Source organism: Bradyrhizobium sp. MOS002 (assembly GCF_003020115.1).
Classification (GTDB): domain Bacteria; phylum Pseudomonadota; class Alphaproteobacteria; order Rhizobiales; family Xanthobacteraceae; genus Bradyrhizobium.
In genome coordinates this window covers 158,732-178,488 of record NZ_PYFX01000009.1, presented here as the reverse complement: position 1 = coordinate 178,488, position 19,757 = coordinate 158,732, and the positions used below count along the sequence as shown (strand labels likewise).

17 protein-coding genes are annotated in these 19,757 nt (G+C 64.3%); 10 read left to right on the top strand and 7 right to left on the bottom strand.

The window, feature by feature from the left end:
- Window positions 1-57 precede the first annotated feature (57 nt).
- Window positions 58-993 (top strand): GAF domain-containing protein, encoded by a 936-nt coding sequence (locus tag C7G41_RS25065; protein WP_106945021.1) that lies wholly within the window; start codon window positions 58-60, stop codon window positions 991-993.
- Between the two features lie 9 nt (window positions 994-1,002).
- On the opposite strand, the gene C7G41_RS25060 is transcribed toward C7G41_RS25065, so the two are convergent.
- The 4 genes from C7G41_RS25060 to C7G41_RS25045 all read right to left on the bottom strand — a co-directional run bounded on the left by C7G41_RS25060 (window position 1,003) and on the right by C7G41_RS25045 (window position 5,779).
- Window positions 1,003-3,282: a ComEC/Rec2 family competence protein gene (locus C7G41_RS25060; protein ID WP_199198591.1), complete on the bottom strand. Its 2,280-nt coding sequence runs from the start codon at window positions 3,280-3,282 to the stop codon at window positions 1,003-1,005.
- Window positions 3,283-3,377: 95 nt separating this feature from the next.
- Window positions 3,378-3,611, bottom strand: a complete 234-nt coding sequence (locus C7G41_RS25055) for a DUF2171 domain-containing protein (RefSeq protein WP_007610829.1) — start codon at window positions 3,609-3,611, stop codon at window positions 3,378-3,380.
- An 85-nt stretch (window positions 3,612-3,696) separates the two neighbouring features.
- Window positions 3,697-4,083, bottom strand: coding sequence for a nuclear transport factor 2 family protein (locus tag C7G41_RS25050; RefSeq protein WP_106945019.1), 387 nt, complete (start codon window positions 4,081-4,083; stop codon window positions 3,697-3,699).
- Between the two features lie 19 nt (window positions 4,084-4,102).
- Window positions 4,103-5,779 carry a glutamine--tRNA ligase/YqeY domain fusion protein gene (locus C7G41_RS25045; protein WP_106945018.1) on the bottom strand — a complete coding sequence of 559 codons (1,677 nt, stop codon included), beginning with the start codon at window positions 5,777-5,779 and terminating at the stop codon, window positions 4,103-4,105.
- Between the two features lie 156 nt (window positions 5,780-5,935).
- Between C7G41_RS25045 and gltX the strand changes: the two genes are divergently transcribed.
- From gltX to C7G41_RS25005, 8 genes are all read left to right on the top strand, one after another.
- Window positions 5,936-7,387, top strand: coding sequence for a glutamate--tRNA ligase (gltX, locus tag C7G41_RS25040; RefSeq protein WP_106945017.1), 1,452 nt, complete (start codon window positions 5,936-5,938; stop codon window positions 7,385-7,387).
- Between the two features lie 146 nt (window positions 7,388-7,533).
- Window positions 7,534-8,838 carry a citrate synthase gene (gene gltA / locus C7G41_RS25035; RefSeq protein ID WP_106945016.1) on the top strand — a complete coding sequence of 435 codons (1,305 nt, stop codon included), beginning with the start codon at window positions 7,534-7,536 and terminating at the stop codon, window positions 8,836-8,838.
- Window positions 8,839-9,015: 177 nt separating this feature from the next.
- Complete coding sequence (locus tag C7G41_RS25030; RefSeq protein ID WP_199198598.1) at window positions 9,016-10,194, top strand: ROK family transcriptional regulator; 1,179 nt, start codon at window positions 9,016-9,018, stop codon at window positions 10,192-10,194.
- 57 nt (window positions 10,195-10,251) lie between these two features.
- Entirely contained in the window at window positions 10,252-11,538 is a 1,287-nt protein-coding gene (locus C7G41_RS25025) for an ABC transporter substrate-binding protein (protein WP_106945014.1), read from the top strand.
- Window positions 11,535-12,458 (top strand): carbohydrate ABC transporter permease, encoded by a 924-nt coding sequence (locus C7G41_RS25020; RefSeq protein ID WP_199198590.1) that lies wholly within the window; start codon window positions 11,535-11,537, stop codon window positions 12,456-12,458. The genes C7G41_RS25025 and C7G41_RS25020 overlap by 4 nt, the downstream gene beginning before the upstream one ends.
- Window positions 12,451-13,308, top strand: a complete 858-nt coding sequence (locus C7G41_RS25015) for a carbohydrate ABC transporter permease (protein WP_106945012.1) — start codon at window positions 12,451-12,453, stop codon at window positions 13,306-13,308. The genes C7G41_RS25020 and C7G41_RS25015 overlap by 8 nt, the downstream gene beginning before the upstream one ends.
- Before the next feature lie 10 nt (window positions 13,309-13,318).
- The gene (locus tag C7G41_RS25010) at window positions 13,319-14,428 is read left to right on the top strand and encodes an ABC transporter ATP-binding protein (protein ID WP_106945011.1); all 1,110 of its coding nucleotides are present in this window, start codon (window positions 13,319-13,321) and stop codon (window positions 14,426-14,428) included.
- Window positions 14,425-15,192, top strand: a complete 768-nt coding sequence (locus C7G41_RS25005) for an SDR family NAD(P)-dependent oxidoreductase (protein ID WP_106945010.1) — start codon at window positions 14,425-14,427, stop codon at window positions 15,190-15,192. Before C7G41_RS25010 ends, C7G41_RS25005 begins: the two co-directional genes overlap by 4 nt.
- A 193-nt stretch (window positions 15,193-15,385) precedes the next feature.
- On the opposite strand, the gene C7G41_RS25000 is transcribed toward C7G41_RS25005, so the two are convergent.
- Window positions 15,386-16,204 carry an alpha/beta fold hydrolase gene (locus C7G41_RS25000; protein ID WP_106945009.1) on the bottom strand — a complete coding sequence of 273 codons (819 nt, stop codon included), beginning with the start codon at window positions 16,202-16,204 and terminating at the stop codon, window positions 15,386-15,388.
- A gap of 481 nt (window positions 16,205-16,685) precedes the next feature.
- On the opposite strand from C7G41_RS25000, the gene C7G41_RS24995 reads away from it, so the two are divergent.
- Window positions 16,686-17,609 carry a LysR substrate-binding domain-containing protein gene (locus C7G41_RS24995; RefSeq protein ID WP_106945008.1) on the top strand — a complete coding sequence of 308 codons (924 nt, stop codon included), beginning with the start codon at window positions 16,686-16,688 and terminating at the stop codon, window positions 17,607-17,609.
- Between the two features lie 99 nt (window positions 17,610-17,708).
- On the opposite strand, the gene lpxB is transcribed toward C7G41_RS24995, so the two are convergent.
- Window positions 17,709-18,893, bottom strand: a complete 1,185-nt coding sequence (gene lpxB, locus C7G41_RS24990; RefSeq protein WP_106945007.1) for a lipid-A-disaccharide synthase — start codon at window positions 18,891-18,893, stop codon at window positions 17,709-17,711.
- Complete coding sequence (locus C7G41_RS24985; RefSeq protein ID WP_158268029.1) at window positions 18,890-19,747, bottom strand: LpxI family protein; 858 nt, start codon at window positions 19,745-19,747, stop codon at window positions 18,890-18,892. Before C7G41_RS24985 ends, lpxB begins: the two co-directional genes overlap by 4 nt.
- Between the last annotated feature and the right edge of the window lie 10 nt (window positions 19,748-19,757).

Genomic DNA, 19,757 nt, shown 5'->3' with positions numbered 1-19,757 from the left:
TCCGCTTCGCAGCCAAATGACCGATGCTGTCAGGGCTTGAGACGGCGGACACGCTCGATGAAAACCTTCCTTCGCGTCGTTGAACTCTGGGTGCCCGATCGGACGCGCACGCGGCTGGAGTTTGGTGGCGGCCTCTACGGCGAAGGGCTGTCCGCGTTCAAGGCCGTCAGCGAAGAGCTGCACTTCGGATATGACGAGGGACTTCCGGGCAAGGCCTGGGCGTCGGGCCACCCCGTGATCCTCACCAAATTCGCCAACTCCTATTTCAAGCGGACCGATCAGGCGCTCGCGGCCGGCCTCACCTGCGGCGTCGCGGTGCCGGTGTTTGCAGGTGAATTCCTGCAAGCCATCATGGTACTGTTCTGCGGCGACGACGAAGCGCATGTCGGGGCGATCGAGCTCTGGCACAACGACCCTGATGCCTCCCACGAGATGGGGCTTGTCGATGGCTATTATGGCACCGCCGACATGTTCGAATTCAACTCCCGCCACACCAAATTTCCTCGCGGCTTTGGCCTGCCTGGCCGCACCTGGAAAGCGGGCCTGCCGCTGATCATCAAGGACCTGCACGACGCCAGGAGTTTTCTGCGCTGGGAGGATGCGGCCAAGGTCGGGATCAATTTTGGCGTCGGCGTGCCCTATCGGACCGGCGCGGACCAGACCTGGGTCCTGACATTCCTCTCCGCGCAGGCCACACCAATTGCGCGACGCTTCGAGATCTGGATCCCGAACGAGACCCGCTCGGTGTTCCGCGCCGGCGATTGCAGCGCGCAGACCGACCTTGCCGCGATCTATGCGGAAAAATCCATCGCCAGGGGCGAAGGCAGCATCGGCGGGGCCTGGGCCACCGCCATGCCCGCGCTCAACGACGATCTGGCGCATGACGGCTCGGTCGCCGGTCTTGAAGCCTGCGCATCCGGACTGAGCCGGATGGTGGCCCTGCCGGTCATCGGCAACAACACGCTCGACGCCGTGCTGGCTTGGTACTTGTAACCGGCCCGGTCAATCGTCGGCCTGCAAGTCGGTCTCCGCCGGCGTTGCGTCCCTAATGCGAGGCGCGGTCGTCTTCGGCGCAAGACTGCCGTCGAAATCACCTTCGCCGGCGCCGGCCGGCAACCAGGGGCGGCTCGTGCCTCTCGCCCTCACCGCCTGAACCACGAAACCGTCACCACGCTGCGTCAGCGCCAGCGCGCTCTGGCTGGCGAGCCGCTGCCGATCGACCACCATCGCCGCGCAATCGGGCGGCGCGGGACGTGCCGTCACCACCAGCGCGGCTCGACTGCAATCGTCCGCGAGAGCGTCGACGCGCAGCGCCAGGGCGACCAGCCTCCCGTCGGCCAGTGGCGTCACACAGCCGGATTCGTCACAGGACACGCCATCGGCCAGCGAGGCTCGGCCGGCATCGCGCGGATCTGCGTCGGCCGCGAGCCACTCCTTGAGCAGAAAGCTGTCCTTGCTCGTCCTGATCAGGTGCAGATGTCCGTCTCTGCCCCGCACCGCGACGCTCGCGCCATCCCCGGCAATCAGGATGTCGGGCTGCCGCGCCGACAGTCCCCAGAGGATCGCTGCCAGCAGCACCAAGGCGCCGGACCAGCGCAGCGGCGTGCGCAACAGGCCCAGCACGATGATTCCCAGGCTCGCCGCGATCAGCGGCGCGATCCCGAACGCCGGGATGCAGCCGACCGCGCCCGGCAATGCCGCGACCCAGCGCGAGACCGCGACCATCCAGTCGATGCCGAGCCCCATCAGCCACCAGAATACGCTATCCAGCCCGAACGGCGCAGCAAGCAGCCCCAACAGTCCCGCCGGCATCACCAGCGCGGAGACCACCGGCATCGCGCCGAGATTGGCGAGCACGCCGAACGGCGTGACACGGTGGAAGTGGAACGCGGCATAGGGCGTGGTCGCAAGTCCCGCAATCAGCGAAGCCATGAACAGCATCGCGATCTCGCGGCCACCCCACATCGCAATCCGCGCGGTCGCCGAATGATCCGGCGAGGCAAACAAATTGGGCATGCCGATCTGCACCAGCGCCACCAGCCCCAGCGTTGCCGCGAACGACATCTGAAAACTCGGATGCACCAGCGCTTCCGGCGCGACCGCCAGCACGATCAGCGCGGCCACCGCCAGCGTGCGGAAGGTGATGGCACGGCGATCGACCATCACCGCGATCAGCACCACCGCGGTCATGAAGAACGATCTTTGCGTTGCGACCTCCGCGCCCGACAGCAGCAGGTAGAACGCAGCGGCGACCAGCGCGGCGGCGGCCGACCATTTCTTGATGGCGAAGCCGGCTGCCAGTCCCGGGATCAGAGCAAGCAGCGCGCGCACCGCGAAGAACACGACACCGGCAACGACGGCCATGTGGTAGCCGGAGATCGAGAGCACGTGGCCGAGGCCGGAGATGAACATCGCGTCGTTGACGGGCGTGGTGATTGCATCGCGCCGCCCGGTGAGCAGCGCGGTCGCGATCGCCCGGTTGTCGCCGTCGAGCGTCGCCCGGATGCGGGCGTCGATCGCATCGCGCAGGCCTTGCATGAAGGCCGCGTAACGCAGCCGCAAGCCGGCGGTCTCAGGCGGCGCCGCCACCGTGATCGCACCCATCGCGAAGCCTGAGGCGCCGATGCCCTGGAAGAACATGTCACGCGAAAAGTCGTAGCTGCCGGGCCGCACCGGCGCGAGCGGCGGCATCAGCCGCGCCTTCAGCTGAACGAAGCTGCCGACCTCCGGCGCGGTGCCCTTGCGGACCGACAGGCGCACACGCTCGAGCCTGACGTCGCTGCGTTGCGCCTCCATCGCCGTAACGCGCAGCACGAAACGGTCGGTACGCTCGCGGATGTCGCGAGCCTCGACGAAGCCCGACAACGGCACCGAATAGAGCGCCTTTGCCAGCACCGGGTGGGCGATGCGCGCTGTCTTCCACGTCGCGACGGCAAAGCCGGCTGCGACTGCCGCGATCATGATGGCCGGGGCGAACAGCCGGCTCCGCCGCAACAGAGCCGCGCCGAGCAGGAGCGCGACGGCGGTCGTGGCAACGACCCACAGCACCGGCTCATGATCGGCGGAGAAATAAAGCGCGATGCCGCAGCCAAACGCGACGGGCACCCAAGGCAACAGCCTCCCGGCGCCAGCCTCGGCGCGTAGCCAGGCGCGGAGGGTCTCGGCCAGCGAGGTCCAGAGGTCGAGGCCTGCAGGCGCAAAGCCGCCCGCAGACGCGGTGCGGCCCGCGCGCCACGTCCCCGCGATCCCCTGCGACCGTACCGGCCGGCCCGGCTCCGCCATTCCCTGCACTCGATGATACGCAACGAAGTCAGAAGCTACCGGAACGTGCAGGCGGGCGGATAGCGGTACGGATCAGGAACGGAAGGGCGCGGCCGCTACTTTTCCTCTTCCATCGTCACGGCGACATCGGCCTTGGCCGAGAGGCGGACCTTGTTGCCCTCGATATCGGCGACGAGGCCCTTGTCGATGAAGTGGTGGTGACCCTTGTGGCTGCCCTCGCCGCTGTCCTTCTTGGTCAGCTTGATGCGATTGCCTTCGACCTTGTCGACGGTGCCGATGTGGACGCCGTCGGCGCCGATCACTTCCATATGCTCTGCGATGTTCTGCATGGTGGGTTCCTTGTTGGACCCACCCCAACGCGTGAGGCGCACGTTCGTTCTCTCACGAGAATGACGAAGCCGTGTGCCCCGCTGGTCAGATCAGCGGCGCCTGCGAGGAAGCATGGTGATTGACGATCTTCCAGTCGCCGGCCTCGCGCATGATGACCCAGCTCATCTTGACCGAGAAATCGGGACGTTCGCCGTCGAGATCAAACGAAATGGTCGCGGCCATATTGATCAGGTCAGGACCTGCCTGCGCCGCCCTCACCTCGGAAAACACCGCGCTCGGTTTGCGCCAGCGCGGCAGGCCGTTAAAATAGTCGGCGACGCCGTCCCTGCCCCGGTAGAGCTTTGGGTTGGAGCCGAAGAAGAAGGCATTCTTCGAATACAGAGATGAGAGTGCCGCGGCGTCGAGCGTTGCGAAGCCGGCGCGCCATTTCGCGATGATGGCGGAAACGATCGCGTCGGCTTGGTTGCTCATTGTGGTCTCGCAGCTCTTTTCAACCTTTAGCCACTTCCTTCGCGAACGTGTCGCGCAGACCGATGGTCCTGGAAAATATCGGCTTGCCGGGCGTCGAGTCCCTGTCGCGCACGAAATAGCCCTGGCGCTCGAACTGCATTACCTCGGTCGAATTGCTTTCCGCGACCGATGCCTCGACACGGGCATCAGCGAGAATTTCCAGCGACTGCGGATTGAGGTCGGCGGCGAAGTTCGAGGCGTCCGGGCTCGGATTGGCAAACAGCTGGTTGTAGACGCGGATTTCCGCGGGCACGGATGTTGCCGCCGACAGCCAGTGCATGGTGGCCTTGACCTTGCGGCCATCCGGCGCGTTGCCGCCCTTGGTCGCGGGATCGTAGGTGCAGCGCAGCTCCACCACTTCGCCGGCATCGTTCTTGATCACGGCGGTGCACTTGACGAAATAGGCGTAGCGCAGCCGCACTTCATTGCCCGGCGACAGACGGAAGAACTTTTTCGGCGGGTTCTCCATGAAGTCGTCCTGCTCGATAAAGAGCTCACGGCCGAACGTGATCTTCCGGGTGCCGGCGGAGGGATCGTCCGGATGATTGATCGCCTCGAGCTCCTCGGTCTGCCCTTCCGGATAGTTCTCGATCACGACCTTGAGCGGCTTCAGCACCGCCATGCGCCGCTGCGACGTCCGATTCAGCTCCTCGCGGATGCAGAACTCGAGCATGCCGACGTCGACGACGCTGTTGGCTTTCGCCACGCCGATGCGCTTGACGAACTCGCGAAGCGCGGCCGGCGGCACGCCGCGGCGGCGCATCCCCGCCATCGTCGGCATGCGCGGATCGTCCCAGCCCGCGACATGGCCCTCGCGGACGAGCTGGGTCAGCACGCGCTTGGACAGCAGCGTGTAGGTCAGGTTCAGCCGCGCGAATTCGTACTGGTGCGGCTTCGACGGCACCGGCAGCTTCTCGATGAACCAGTCATAGAGCGGCCGATGGTCCTCGAACTCCAGCGTGCAGATCGAGTGCGTGATGCCTTCGATCGCGTCCGACTGGCCGTGGGCATAGTCGTAGCTCGGATAGATGCTCCATTTGGTCCCGGTGCGCGGATGGTGCGCATGCAGGATGCGGTACAGCACGGGGTCGCGCAGATTGATGTTGCCCGCGCCCATGTCGATCTTGGCCCGCAGCACGCGCGCGCCGTTCGGGAATTCGCCCGCTTTCATGCGACCGAACAGGTCGAGGTTTTCATCCACGGTGCGATCGCGGAATGGCGAGTTCTTGCCGGGCTCGGTCAACGTGCCGCGCGCAAGACGAATCTCCTCCTGGGACTGGTCGTCGACATAGGCGAGTCCGTCGCGGATCAGCTGCTCCGCCCATTCGTAGAGGCGGTCGAAATAGTCCGAGGCGAAGAACAGGTTCTTGCCCCAGTCGAAGCCGAGCCAGCGCACGTCGGCCTGGATGGAATCGATATATTCCTGCTCTTCCTTGACCGGGTTGGTGTCGTCGAAGCGCAGATGGCAGCGGCCAGGAAACTCCTGGGCGATGCCGAAATTGAGCGCGATCGACTTGGCGTGGCCGATATGGAGATAGCCATTCGGCTCCGGCGGGAACCGGGTCACGATCTCCTGGTATTTGGCCTGATCGAGGTCGGCCTGGATGATGTCACGAATGAAATCGCGCCCAACCTCAGTCGCCACCGGTTCTGTCATTACGAAAATCCTGTAGGGAAATCAGCGGCCCTTCTGCCAAATTCGGGACGCTGAGCCAAGGGCTTAAGCAAGGCCTTAAGCCGTTCGCTGCCGGGCTTTAGTTATGTACCGGTCCTGCTATATACCACCGCCTCCAATGCATAGGCCTTGCCAAGAATGACCTCTCCCGTCGTCACCCGCTTCGCCCCCTCGCCGACCGGCTTCCTCCATATCGGGGGTGCGCGCACGGCGCTGTTCAACTGGCTCTATGCGAAGAAGCACGGCGGCAAGATGCTGCTCCGGATCGAGGACACCGACCGGGAGCGCTCCACGGAGGCGGCAATCGGCGCCATCCTCGACGGCCTGAAATGGCTGGAGCTCGGCTGGGATGGCGACGTCATCTACCAGTTCAGCCGCGCCGCCCGCCACCGCGAGGTCGCCGAGCAGCTGCTCGCCGACGGCAAGGCCTATCGCTGCTACGCCACCGCCGAGGAGCTCACCGCGATGCGCGAGAAGGCGCGCGCAGAAGGGCGCACCCGCCTCTATGACGGCCTGTGGCGCGACCGCGATCCGGCGACGGCCCCAAGCAACGTGAAGCCCACGATCCGGCTCCGCGCGCCCCAGACCGGCGAGACCGTGATCGAGGACCAGGTGCAGGGCCGCGTGGTCTGGCAGAACGAGAATCTCGACGACCTCGTCCTGCTGCGCGGCGATGGCAACCCGACCTACATGCTCGCTGTGGTGGTCGACGACCACGACATGGGTGTCACCCATGTCATCCGCGGCGACGACCATTTGATCAACGCGGCCCGCCAAAAGCAAATCTACGACGCGATGGGCTGGACGCTGCCGAGCATGTCCCACATCCCCCTGATCCATGGCCCGGACGGTTCGAAGCTCTCCAAGAGGCACGGCGCTCTTGGCGTCGATGCCTACCGCGCCATGGGATACCTCCCGGCCGCGCTCCGCAACTATCTCGTCCGGCTCGGCTGGAGCCATGGCGACCAGGAGATCTTCTCGACCGAGGAGATGATCGCGGCGTTCGACCTCGCCAGCGTCGGCCGCGCCGCGGCGCGCTTCGATTTCGCCAAGCTGGAAAACCTCAACGGCCACTACATCCGCCATGCCGACGATCAATCACTCGTGAAGATGTTCGAGGACGTGCTGGGCCACGTCGTGCCCAGCCGCGACGAGCTTAAGGCCAAGTTAAACGACACCACGCGCGCGCAGCTCCTGAAAGCCATGCCGGCCCTGAAGGAGCGCGCCAAGACGCTGATCGAGCTGATCGACAGCGCCTATTTCATCTTCGCCGATCGGCCGCTGGAGCTTGATCCGAAGGCGGCAGCGCTGCTGACGCCCGAGAACCGCAAGCTGATCGGCCAGCTTCATTCCGCGCTGGAGAAAGTCGAGACTTGGAGCGGTGCCGCCACGGAAGCCGCGCTGCGCGCCTTTGCCGAGGAAAATAGTCTCAAGCTCGGTGCGGTCGCCCAGCCGCTGCGGGCGGCGCTGACCGGACGGACGACGTCGCCCGGCATATTCGAGGTACTGGACGTCCTGGGACGCCAGGAAAGCCTGGGCCGGCTCAAGGACCAGGCCGAGGACCGGGCCAAGGACCAGGCTACGACGTAAGTCGACCATGCGTGGCGCCATCTTGCAGCGCACACAGCAATAATATACCCATCTCAGCCGTACCTTCTGGAACATCCGGCCTGCCCCAAAATCTGCTTAGGGGCCTTCCGGGTCCGGCCCGTTTCACCATACATCGGGGACCTCTGATGGACGCAAAACCAAGCAATAAGACCGCCACGCTGACGGTCGGAAACAAGAATTTCGATCTTCCGATCCTCAGCGGCAGCGTCGGGCCCGACGTCATCGATATCGGCAAGCTCTACGGCCAGTCCGGCCTGTTCACCTACGATCCGGGCTTCACTTCGACCGCGAGCTGCCAGTCCAAGATCACCTATATCGACGGTGACGCGGGCGTGCTGGAATACCGCGGCTATCCGATCGAGCAGCTCGCCGAGAACGGCGACTTCCTGGAGACCTGCTATCTCCTGCTCTACGGAAGCCTGCCGACCGCCGCGCAGAAGAAGGATTTCGACGACCGCGTGATCCATCACACGATGGTGCACGAGCAGATGGCCCGATTCTTCCAGGGCTTCCGCCGCGACGCCCATCCGATGGCGGTGATGGTGGCCTCTGTCGGCGCGCTCGCCGCATTCTACCACGACAGCACCGACATCAACGATCCGAAGCAACGCATGATTGCTTCCATGCGCATGATCGCGAAGATCCCGACCTTGGCGGCGATGGCCTACAAGTACACCGTCGGCCAGCCCTTCGTGTATCCGAAGAACTCGCTGTCCTTTGCCGAGAACTTCCTCAACATGTGCTTCGCCGTGCCGTGCGAGGACTACAAGATCAATCCGGTGCTGGCTGATGCGCTGGACAAGATCTTCATCCTGCACGCCGACCACGAGCAGAACGCCTCGACCTCGACGGTGCGTATCGCCGGCTCCTCCGGCGCCAACCCGTTCGCCTGCATCGCCGCCGGCATCGCCTGCCTGTGGGGCCCGGCGCATGGCGGCGCAAACGAAGCAGCGCTGGCGATGCTCGCCGAGATCGGCTCGGTCGACAAGATCCCCGAGTTCATCGCCAAGGTGAAGGACAAGAACTCTGAAGTCCGCCTGATGGGCTTCGGTCACCGCGTCTACAAGAACTACGATCCGCGCGCCAAGATCATGCAGAAGATGTGTCACGCCGTGCTCAAGGAGACCGGCCATGGCGACGATCCGATGCTGAAGGTGGCGCTCGAGCTCGAGAAGATCGCGCTCAGCGACCAGTACTTCATCGACCGCAAGCTCTACCCGAACGTCGACTTCTATTCGGGCATCACGCTGAAGGCGATGGGCTTCCCGGTCTCGATGTTCACCGTGCTGTTCGCGGTCGCCCGCACCGTCGGCTGGATCAGCCAGTGGAGCGAGATGATCGAGGATCCGCAGCAGAAGATCGGCCGTCCGCGCCAGCTCTACACCGGCGTCACCCGCCGCGACTACGTGGCGATCAAGGACCGGAAGTAAGGTCGAGCCATCACGGCTTTCGAAGCGGCGCCATCACAAGATGGCGCCGCTTTTGTTTTGCGCTGACACAATCTTGCTGCCGCGCACAACAACAAGTCGGCGCAATGCGTCGGCCGGCGCTTGACGTCGAAACGCTTCGCGCGCAAATTCTTACTCTAAGTAAGAATGACGACAGGGATGGAAATGCCGGAGCAGCCGAGAAGTCGGCGGCAGACGCGTGCTGCCATTTTGACTCATCTGCTTCAGTCGGGCGGCTCGTTTCGCCCGCCGCTGGCGAAGGCCGTGCGCCTATCGGAAGCGAGCCTGTCGCGCATCCTGTTCGACCTGAAGGCCGAAGGCCTGATCGAGGAAGTGCGGCGCCCTGCCCCTTATGTCGGTGGCCCGACCGGCCTCGTGTCGCTCGATGGCGCGGTGGCGCTTGCGGCCTTCGAGCTGAGCACCCAGCGTCTCAGCGTCGGCGTTGGGGGCCTGTCGGGCGAACTGCACTACACTGGGTATGTGCCGCTGCCGAAGACGCCGACCGTCGCGACCGTCGGCCGGGCCTTTCGCGAGGCGATGACATTGCTGCGCGACTGGACGCGGCGCCGACGCATCCCCCTCGCGCAGATCGGCGTCTCAATTCCGGGTCTTGGCCGGCTGGGCGCGGCAAGCAATCCGATCATTCCCTGCGACGTCGGCCGGATCAGCGAGATGTTCGGCGAGAATTTTGCCGGCGTGCCGGTCGAGTTCACCAATTCGGTGGTCGCGCACGCCATCTTTCACCGTTGCCGCACGGAGAATTATCCGTTCAGCGGCGCGCATCTCTTCGTCTTCGTCGGTCAGGGCGTCGCGGGCACCTGGATGGATGATCCGACCGAGGACGATGCCCTGCAGCCGGTCGAGCTCGGCCACATGGTGTTCGGAGCCGACGGACCAATTTGTCGCTGTGGTCATCATGGCTGCGTCGAGGCCTATACGTCGCTTCCCGCCCTGGCCGAGCTTCTTGGCGTCCCGGAAGCCGACTTGCTTGAACCTAGCAGCGATTGGGTGACCGCGATGCCGCTCTCGTCGCGCGTGCGACAGGAATTGCGCCGGCGGCTATTCCGGCTTGGCCTTGCGATCGGCAACACGCTGAACGTGAAGCCATGCAAGGGTGTCGCGATCAGCGGCTGGCCGTCGCTTCTCGCCGACGACGATCGCAGTGCGCTCGTCGAGGGGATCGACGCAAGCCTGTTGGGCGGTCGCAAGCACGCGCAAGTGGCGCTCGCTTTCGTGCCGCCGTCGAATGGCAACGATCCGCGAGCGGCGCTGGCGTTCGCAGCTTTCCGCCTCGCCTGCCGCGGCGGCATGCCGGCCGCATCGGCCGAGGCCGCCTGAGATACCTGATGCCGCGCGGCTCTCGCGCGAAAGAGTTCACACCGGGAGGAACTTGCCATGCCGATCACGACAACAAGGCGCCAACTGCTCGCCGGATCTGCGGCCGCGCTCGCGCTGCCGGCATTCGCCCGCGCGCAAGGTGCGATCAAGCCGCGTCTGACTGCGATCTCGCAATGGTCCGCAGGTAGCGATGGGGCTGCCATCACGGCGCTCGGCAAGAAATTCGAGGAGAAAGGCGGGGTTTGGCAGCACTCGCCCGTCCCCGGCTTCACCACCGAGATGATGAACAAGCTGCGTGCCCAGATCATGGCCGGCGATCCACCGGCCTGCTCGCAGCTCAAAGGTCCCGAGATTGCGGCCTGGTCGAAGATTGCCCCAACCGTCGATCTCGATGCCGTGGTCGCTGCCGCCGGCTACGAAAAAGTCATCGCTCCGGACCTTGCAAAATTGCACAAGCCGCGGGGCAAGTGGATTGCGCTGCCGTTGCAGATCTACAGCACCAACATGCTGTTTCTCTCCAAGCGCGCGATGGACAAGGCCAAGGCCGACAAGATCCCCGTCACATGGGCTGACTTCAACGACCTCGCCGAGAAGATGAAAGCAGGCGGCGTCCCCTATCCCATTGCCAACGGTGGCACCCGCCCCGACGACGGCCAAAAATTCGAGGCCGCTTTGGCAGGCATCAGTCCCACTGCCTACCGCGCAGCCCTCATGAATCTCGACAAGAAGGCTCTGGAGGGCCCCGAGACAAAGGCGGCCTTCGTGCAGGTGCGCAAGATTGCCGACTGGATGGACCCCAACGTCGGCGCTCAGCACTTTTCGACCAACCTGAAGCGCTTCGTCGACGGCGACATGGGCATGATGATCATGGGCGGGTGGGCGCAGGGCGTATTGCGCAATGCCGGTTTCAAGTTCGAGGACTTCATCATCGCTCCGGGCCCGAGCGACAATAGCAAGCCTGTCTTCCTGCTGAATGCCGATGCCTTCATATTCTGGCAGCGCAAGGAGCCCGATTTGCAGGCCGGCCAGAAGCTGATGGCCCAACTCGTCATGGATCCAGCGATCCAGACCATGTATTCGCAGATCACGGGATCGATACCCGTGCGTACCGACGTCGATCTTTCCGGCGAAGGCTGGTCGGACGGTCAACGGCGGACCGCAGCAGCCCTGAAAGAGGCGATCGCCAGCAATCAGGCCGTCCTCAGTCTTGCGCACAACATGGCGCAGGAAAACGGCATGACCGCAGCGATCATCGACGTGATCACGGAGTACGTGAAGAACAAGACGATCAAGCCTGAGCAAGCGGTCACACGCCTTGCCGAGGCCGTCGAGGGCGCACGTTGACCATCGCTATCCCGACAAGACCGGGCCGGTCGGCGGTTTCTGACGTGGTCCGCCGGCTGCCTGAATATCTGACGATCTGGGTGCCGCTGCTGTTGTCCGCCGCGCACCTCATTGCGTTCTCGCTGTGGACGATCTGGATATCGTTCACACCATCCACCCTGGTTCCAGTCTCGGGCTGGGTCGGTTTGCGCAACTATTCTTCGGTTGCAGCATCGCGGAACTGGCAGATTGCCTTGGACAATCTGCTGCTGTTTGGCATCGCCTTCGTGTTGCTGAGTCTGGCGACCGGCCTCATCCTTGCGATCCTGCTCGATCAGCGCATTCGCGGCGAGAACCTGTTGCGCTCCATCTTCCTCTATCCTCTGGCGGTGTCATTCGTCGTCACCGGCACGGTCTGGAGTTGGCTGCTCAATCCTGGTCTCGGGGTCCAGAAGCTGGTCCGCGACCTCGGCTGGACCTCCTTCCGGTTCGACTGGCTGATCGACCGCGACATGGCCATTTGGACCATTGTCATCGCTGCGATCTGGCAATCCTCCGGTTTCGCCATGGCGCTGTTCCTCGCCGGCCTCCGCTCCGTCGACGCCGACCTGATCAAGGCCGCGCAAATCGATGGCGCCGGACCGATCCGAATGTACCGGCGCGTCATCCTGCCGACCCTTTGGCCGATCACCATCACCGTCATCGTCATTCAGCTGCAGTTCGCGATTTCGACCTTCGACCTCGTCCGCGCGCTCACCAATGGTGGGCCCGGCATCGCCACCCAGCTGCCGGCACTCGTCGTCTACGACCTGATGTTCCAGCGCAGCCTGCTCGGACGGGGAGCGGCGGCTGCAGTGCTCATGTTGCTCATTCTTCTCGCGGTTCTGCTGCCCTACGCAGGGTGGCGCTATGTCCAGCGGCGGCGGGCGATCCATGCGTGAGAAAAACTTCGCGCCAAGCCGGATTCTGATCTATCTCGTCGTCTCGCTGATCGCTGCAGCATGGCTCGCGCCATTGGTTGTTGTCGTGCTGAACTCGCTCCGCACCAACGAGGAGATCGCGCAGGCCTCGATGATCGGCTGGCCGAAACAATGGGCATGGAGCAACTACGCCGCGGCCTGGAGCGGTTTCTGCGTCGCCGAGACTTGCGCCGGCATCCGGCCGTACATGCTGAACTCCGCGCTGGTCACGATCCCCGCGACGATCTTCTCGACCCTGCTCGGCGCTGTCGCCGGGTACGCCGTGTCGCTCTGGCGTTTTCGCGGCGATAGCTGGATCTACGGCATCGTGACTCTTGGCCTCTTCCTTCCCCAGCAGATGCGCTTGCTTCCCTGGACCATCGTGTTGCGCGATACGGGCCTGATGAACACGCTCACGGGCCTGGTCGTGATCCACACGATCCAGGGGCTCTCCTTTACCGTCTTGTTCTGCCGAAACTACTACACTGCCATCCCGCAGGATTTGATTAGAGCTGCGCGCATCGATGGCGCAGGGTTCTTTCGCATTTTCTGGCGCATCATCCTGCCGCTCTCGCCGCCTATTCTGGTCGTCACCGTGATCTGGCAGTTCACGCATATCTGGAACGAGTTTCTCTACGGCGTGACATTCACGACCGGTCAGCAGCAGCCGGTCACCGCCGCGCTGATCGCGCTATCCGCCGCGGTCGCCGACATCCCGCAGCATGGCGTGCAAAGCGCGGCGGTGATGATCGCCGCCCTGCCGACCCTGCTGATCTATCTGATCGGCGGCAAGTATTTCGTGCGCGGCCTCACCGCCGGGGCCGTGAAATGATCGGATCGTCATGGCAGCATTAAGCATTCGCTCCCTGTCCAAGCGCTACGCCAATCTGGAGGTGCTGAAGGGCATCGATCTCGACATCGAGAGCGGTGAATTCACCGTGCTCGTCGGCCCATCCGGCTGCGGCAAGTCCACGCTGCTCAACATCATCGCCGGGCTCGACCTCCCGAGCGCAGGCACTGTGGAAATCGGCGGACGTGTCGTCAACGACGTCCCGCCGAAGGATCGCGACATCGCCATGGTGTTCCAGTCCTACGCGCTCTATCCGTCGATGACGGTGCGCCAGAACATCACCTTCGGCATGGAATGCCGTCACGTGCCGAAGGCGGAACAGGAGAAGGCGCTGGCGAATGTGGCCAGGCTGCTCCAGATCGAGCCGCTGCTCGGCCGCAAGCCGTCGCAGCTCTCCGGCGGCCAGCGCCAGCGTGTGGCGATGGGCCGGGCGCTCGTGCGCGATCCCCTGCTCTTCCTGTTCGACGAGCCGCTCTCCAATCTCGATGCCAAGCTGCGCGTCGAGATGCGGATGGAAATCAAGCGGCTGCACCAGCGCATCGGCGCCACCATCGTCTATGTCACCCACGACCAGATCGAGGCGATGACGATGGCGACGCGCATCGCCGTGATGCATCGGGGCGTGGTGCAGCAATTTGCCGACCCCGATACCGTGTATCGCTATCCCGCCAATCTGTTCGTGGCGCGCTTCATGGGCTCGCCGCCGATGAACACGATGCCGGCACGGCTCGAGGCCGATGCCGGCGGGCCTGTGGTCGTGATCGGCGCGGGACGGCCGGACGAGGTCCGCCTCCGCCTTGGCCAATACGACGCGGCGGCCCCCTTCGTCGGCCGTGATGTGGTGGTCGGGATCAGGCCGGAATGCATCGCCGAGGGCAGCCGCATATTTTCCGCCGATCCACCCGTCGTCGTCAACGCGCCGGTGGAGATGGTCGAGCCGACGGGGGCCGAAACGATCGTGCTGCTGCGGCTTGGCGGCGAGCCTGCGCTGGCGCGCATCACGCCGGACATCCGCCCCACACCGGGCGCCGCCGCCCCGTTCGCGCTCGACACGCGCCGCATCTGCCTGTTCGACCCCGAGACGGAGCGACTGATCGCATGACAAGAACGAGCTATGCCGGTCTTAAGGACCGCGTGGTGTTGATCACCGGTGGTGCCAGCGGTATCGGTGCCGCCTTCGTGCGGGCGTTCGCGGCGCAAGGGGCTCGCGTCGCGCTGCTGGATCTCGATGAAGCAGCCGGCCGGGCGCTGGTCGCGGAAGTGAAGGCTGCGTCCGGGACCGTACCATTGTTCGTGCCGTGCGACCTCCTCGACATCGACGCCCTGCGCGGCGCCATGGCGCAGGTCCACGGATCGCTTGGCGATGCCGCGGTTCTCGTCAACAACGCCGCCAATGACCAGCGCCAGGTACTGGCCGAGGTAACCCCGGCCGAGTTCGACTGGATGATCGGTGTCAACCTCAAGCACGTCTTCTTTGCCGCGCAAGCGGTGGTGCCACAGATGCAGGCCCGAGGCGGCGGCTCAATCATCAACATGTCGTCGATTGCCTGGATGCGCGGCGCGCCGGGGCTGCCGGTCTACGCCGCGGCAAAGGCCGCGATCATCGGCTTCACCAATTCGCTCGCCCGGTCGCTCGGGCCCGACCGCATCCGCGTCAACGCGATAGCGCCGGGGATGGTGATCACGGAGCGTCAGCGCCGGCTGTGGTATCCGGACGACCAGGCGATCGCCGAGCTGCGCACGCGTCAGGCCATTCCCGACGCGGTGACGCCGGACGACATCGCCAACATGGCGCTGTTCCTCGCTTCCGATGAGAGCCAGCGCATCACGCGCCAATGTTTTCAGGTCGACGCCGGTCTCGGCTAGAGCGTGTACTCACAACCCGAACTGCCTCGTAGAGGTCCGCTCCGTATCTGATAGCAGTCGCGTGAGCGCACCTCACCTTGGGCCGAGATGGGCCAAAAGCGGCTGTCGTATACGTCTCTTGAACTGGAAGGAGAGGCCGCCTTGCAAACGGCATCTCCTTCGTGCGGGAGGCGAAGATGGATGAGAGATGTCGTCAAGACCTGATGAACGAGAGCAGGTCGGGGTTGAGGACTTCCGCATGTGTGGTGAGCATGCCATGGGGGTAGCCGGGATACGTCTTCAGCGACCCGTTCCTGAGCAAGTCGACCGCACGCGGCACGGAACTTGCGAACGGGACGACTTGATCAGCCTCGCCATGCATCACCAGCACCGGCACAGTGATCTTCTTGAGGTCTTCAGTATAATCTTCGAGCCAAGAGTCGACAGTCGCGTAGTGAGCGAGAGCACCGCCGGCCATACCTTGGCGCCACCAGTTCGCGATGATTGCCTCCGAAGGCTTGGTCCCATCGAGGTTGTACCCGTAGAACGGATTCTCAGGAACGAAACGGTAAAATTCCGACCGGTTGCCCAGCACGCCTGCCCGGATCGCTTCGAACCACTCCGGCGGTTGACCGGACACGTTGTTCTCGCTCCGGTACATGTTCGGCGTCAGTGAAGCGACCAGCACCGCCTTCGCGACGCGCTCCTGGTGGCGAGCGACATAGCGAGCCACCTCACCGCCCCCTGTCGAGTGCCCGATGTGGATCGCGTCGCGCAAGTTGAGGTGTTCAGTCAGGGCCGCGAGGTCGGCAACCCAGTGGTCCATGTCGTTGCCATGGCCGGGCTGGTCGGACCGGCCGTGGCCGCGCCGGTCGTGGGCGATCACACGGTAGCCGTGGCGAAGGAAGAAGGTCATCTGGGCGTCCCAGTCGTCCGCTGTCAGCGGCCAGCCGTGACTGAAAACGATCGGCTGGCCTGAGCCCCAGTCCTTGTAGAAGATGCTTACGCCGTCTGTAGTCGTGATCGTCGACATCGAGTCGCTCCATCTGCGCTGTTAGATCTTTGTTGAAACGTTTGCGGACGGGGGTCTAAAAAAGCAGGCGGGCCCAAGCTGATCAGGCCACAGATCGCGCCCCCTGGCTTTCCAGAAGACACGATGTTCAGCGGCCTCGCCGGCGAGCCCTTGCCGTGGCAACACCCGATCGCCGACGCGTTATCGCCGGATCCCGCGCGACGCTATTCGTCGTTCCTGCGCATTCGCGCGCGTTTCCCGCTAAATGAGGGACCACTCTCGATCGCGCTGCAGAATCGTCGAGGCCGTACTGAATTGCGATCACGCCGTTCCTATCCGCCTGGAGTGCCGGGATCACTTTGCTGAAGACGATACTATGCTTCGGCGAAGACATTGTTCGTTGTCCTTTTTTTGGTTGAACTGCGAAACGGTAAATCCCTCTTTGGCTCCTGACCAAGACCTTGTAGGCTTCAAGCTATGCCTGGAAGATATACGAGGGATCATGGAGCTCCGGCACCTGCGTTATTTCGTTGCCGTCGCTGAAGAAGGCAGCCTGCTGAACGCCGCCGAACGGCGACTGAACACCTCCCAGCCGTCCTTGAGCCGGCAAATTCGCGATCTGGAGGCCGAAGTCGGCGTCCAGTTATTGGAACGCCAGGCGCGAGGCGTGACGCTGACCGCTGCCGGACGCGTGTTTCTCGATCATGCGCGGCTGGCGCTGCTGCAGGTCGAGGCCGCAACGGAAGGGGCCCGGCAGACGGCGCAACCGCAAAGGCCCGTCCTCTCGATGGGCTTTCTCGTCGGGCTGGAGGTGATGTGGCTCCCCCAGTTGCTGCGCATCCTCCGCGAGGAAGCCCCCGATGTCGACGTGACGCTCAGCACGCAATCTTCGCCAGAACTCGCACTGGCATTGATGCGGGGAAAGCTGGACATCGCTTTCCTTCGTCCCGAGAAAGACAACGAGGGCGTCGTCTTCAAGATATTGGCGAAGGAGCCCTTGATTGCCGTGCTGCCGGCCGAACACCGCTTGGCATCACGGAAGAAGATTCGTCCGCAGGATCTCGCCCGCGAGATCTATGTCAGCTCGGCAAGAACATCGCCGGTCTTGCAAGAGGTCATACAGAATTACGCATCTCGGGTCGGCATTACCCTCAAGGCGAAGTATGAAGGCGAAAACATATCATCGGCCATGTCGCTAGTGGCTTCCACAGGCGGAATTAGCCTCGTCCCGCTCTATGCGCAGAACATGCTTGCACCGAACGTCGTCGCCAGAGCGCTCGAGGGCGGCACGCCGACGGTCGATCTGGCGCTGGGATACAATCGGACCAATCCGTCACCCCTGCTCCGCCGGCTTTTGTCCCGCGCGGATGAATTGGTTGCAAACGTTCAAAATCAGAGCATCATTCGCTACGTTGAAGCTGACTAGTAGCCGATGCGAGAGTCCGCAACGGATCACAAGCCGCCGATCACGCCCCAGGTGGGAGTCCGCTTTGCGCCGGCAAGCCGACGTTTGTGAGTACGCGTCCTAGCTAGCCTGCCTGCCCTTGCGCATGGTCGCCAGCACAATGTCGGCTGCGAGCACGCTCGGCGACTTGTTGCCGGTCGACATGATCGTATCGAGCCGGGCGAACGCCTCCACTTGCTGTCGGCGCAGCGGTGAATCGGTCAGAAGCTCCGAGAGCGCGGGCGCCAGCTTCTCCCGCGTGCAGTCTTCCTGCAAGAACTCCGGGATAATATCCTTGCCGATCACGAGATTGGCGAGAATCACCGAGGAGACGCGGATCGCGCGGCGCAGGATGAAGGCTTCGATCGCGCCGACGCGATAGGCCGTCACCATCGGAATGCCCGATAGCGCGAGCTCCAGCGTCACCGTACCCGATTTCGCCAGCGCCGCGCGCGCGATACGGAAGGCGGCACGCTTCTCGTTCTCGCCGACCACGATCTGAGGCTCGACCGGCCAGTTCGCGATGCCTTCGCGAATGGTGGCTTCGAGATGCGGCATGGTCGGCAGCATCAGTTCGAACGCGCGGCCTTCGGTCTGCAATCTGCCGAGCGTCGCGCCGAAGACGTCGAGATGGTGCCTGATCTCGCTGCGGCGGCTGCCGGGCAACACCAACAAGACCGGCGGCTCGCCGTCGCGACGCGCCTGCTCCTCCGCGTTCGGGCGCAGCGAGGGCAATTGCTCGATCAGGGGATGGCCGACATAGCTGCATGGCGGCCCGCCGAGCTTGCGATATTCCTCCGGCTCGAACGGCAACAGGCCGAGCACATGGTCGACATAGCCGAGCATGGTCCGCGCCCGTCCCGGCCGCCAGGCCCAGAGCTGCGGCGAGACGTAGTCGACGATCGGGATCGCCGGATTGCGCGCCCGCACGCGGCGGGCCACGCGGTGGGTGAAGTCGGGACTGTCGATGATGACGAGCGCGTCCGGCGCGGCCTCGGTCACGGCTTCCGCGGTCTCGCGGATCAGCCGCAGGATCTTCGGCAATTGCTGCACGACCGCGGCGAAGCCGACGATCGAGAGCTGCTCGATCGGAAACAGCGTATCGAGGCCCTGGCGCGCCATGGTGTGGCCGCCGACGCCCACGAACTGCACGCCGTCGCCGAGGCGCTGGCGTAGCACCTTCATCAAGGCGCTGCCGAGCCGGTCGCCGGATTCCTCCGTGGCGATCAGGAAGATCTTGCGCTTGGGATCGCGACCTTGCATCACGCCGGCAGGCCGATGACGAAGAGATATTTTGCGTCTGCGACTGCGATCATCGCCTGCGGCTCGGCCGCGATGGTGTTGCCGGCGACGACGGCGATGCCGGCGAGGCCTGCGGCGGCGACGCCCTCAAGGGTGCGCGGGCCGATCGTCGGCAGGTCGAAGCGCAAATCCTGACCGCTCTTTGGTACTTTCACCAGCACGCCGCGCCCCGTGGCGGCTCGGATGCGGCCCTCTTCGCGCAACCTTGCCACGCGCGCGAGCAGCGCATCGGTGCCCTCGATATCCTCGACCGCCACCACATGACCGTCGATCACGACCGCGGCCTGGCCGATGTCGAACGGACCGAGCGCGGTCAGCACCGCGCGCCCGCGCTCGATGTCGGTCTTGCCGGTGTCGCTCGGCCAGGCGCGGCTGATGCAGCCCTCGGGCATCAAGAGGTCGGGCGCGACGTCCTTGATGCCGACCATGCGAAAGCCGCCCTGCTCGAGAATGCGCCCGACGCCGGACAACAAATGATCGTCGCCGCCGCGGAAGGCGCGGATGACATTGCCGAGCAGCCGGAGAGTCGTGAAGTCGATCCGGACCTCCGAGAGCGAAGGCCGTACCAGCGTGCCGATGAAGATCAGGTCGCGGCAGCCCTCCTCGCGAAACAGCCGCATGGCACGGCCGAGCTGGCCAACCGAGATCCAGCGATGTCGGAATTTTTCCACCCGTGCCGGATCGCAGGCCCCCCGCAGGGGAAACAACACCGGCGTGATGCCGCGGGCGGCGAGCGAGTCGGCAACCGCGAACGGCATTGCCCCACCGCCAGCGACCACGCCGACCGGCGATGAAATGTCCGAAGCCGCCGATGTCATGCCCGCGGCC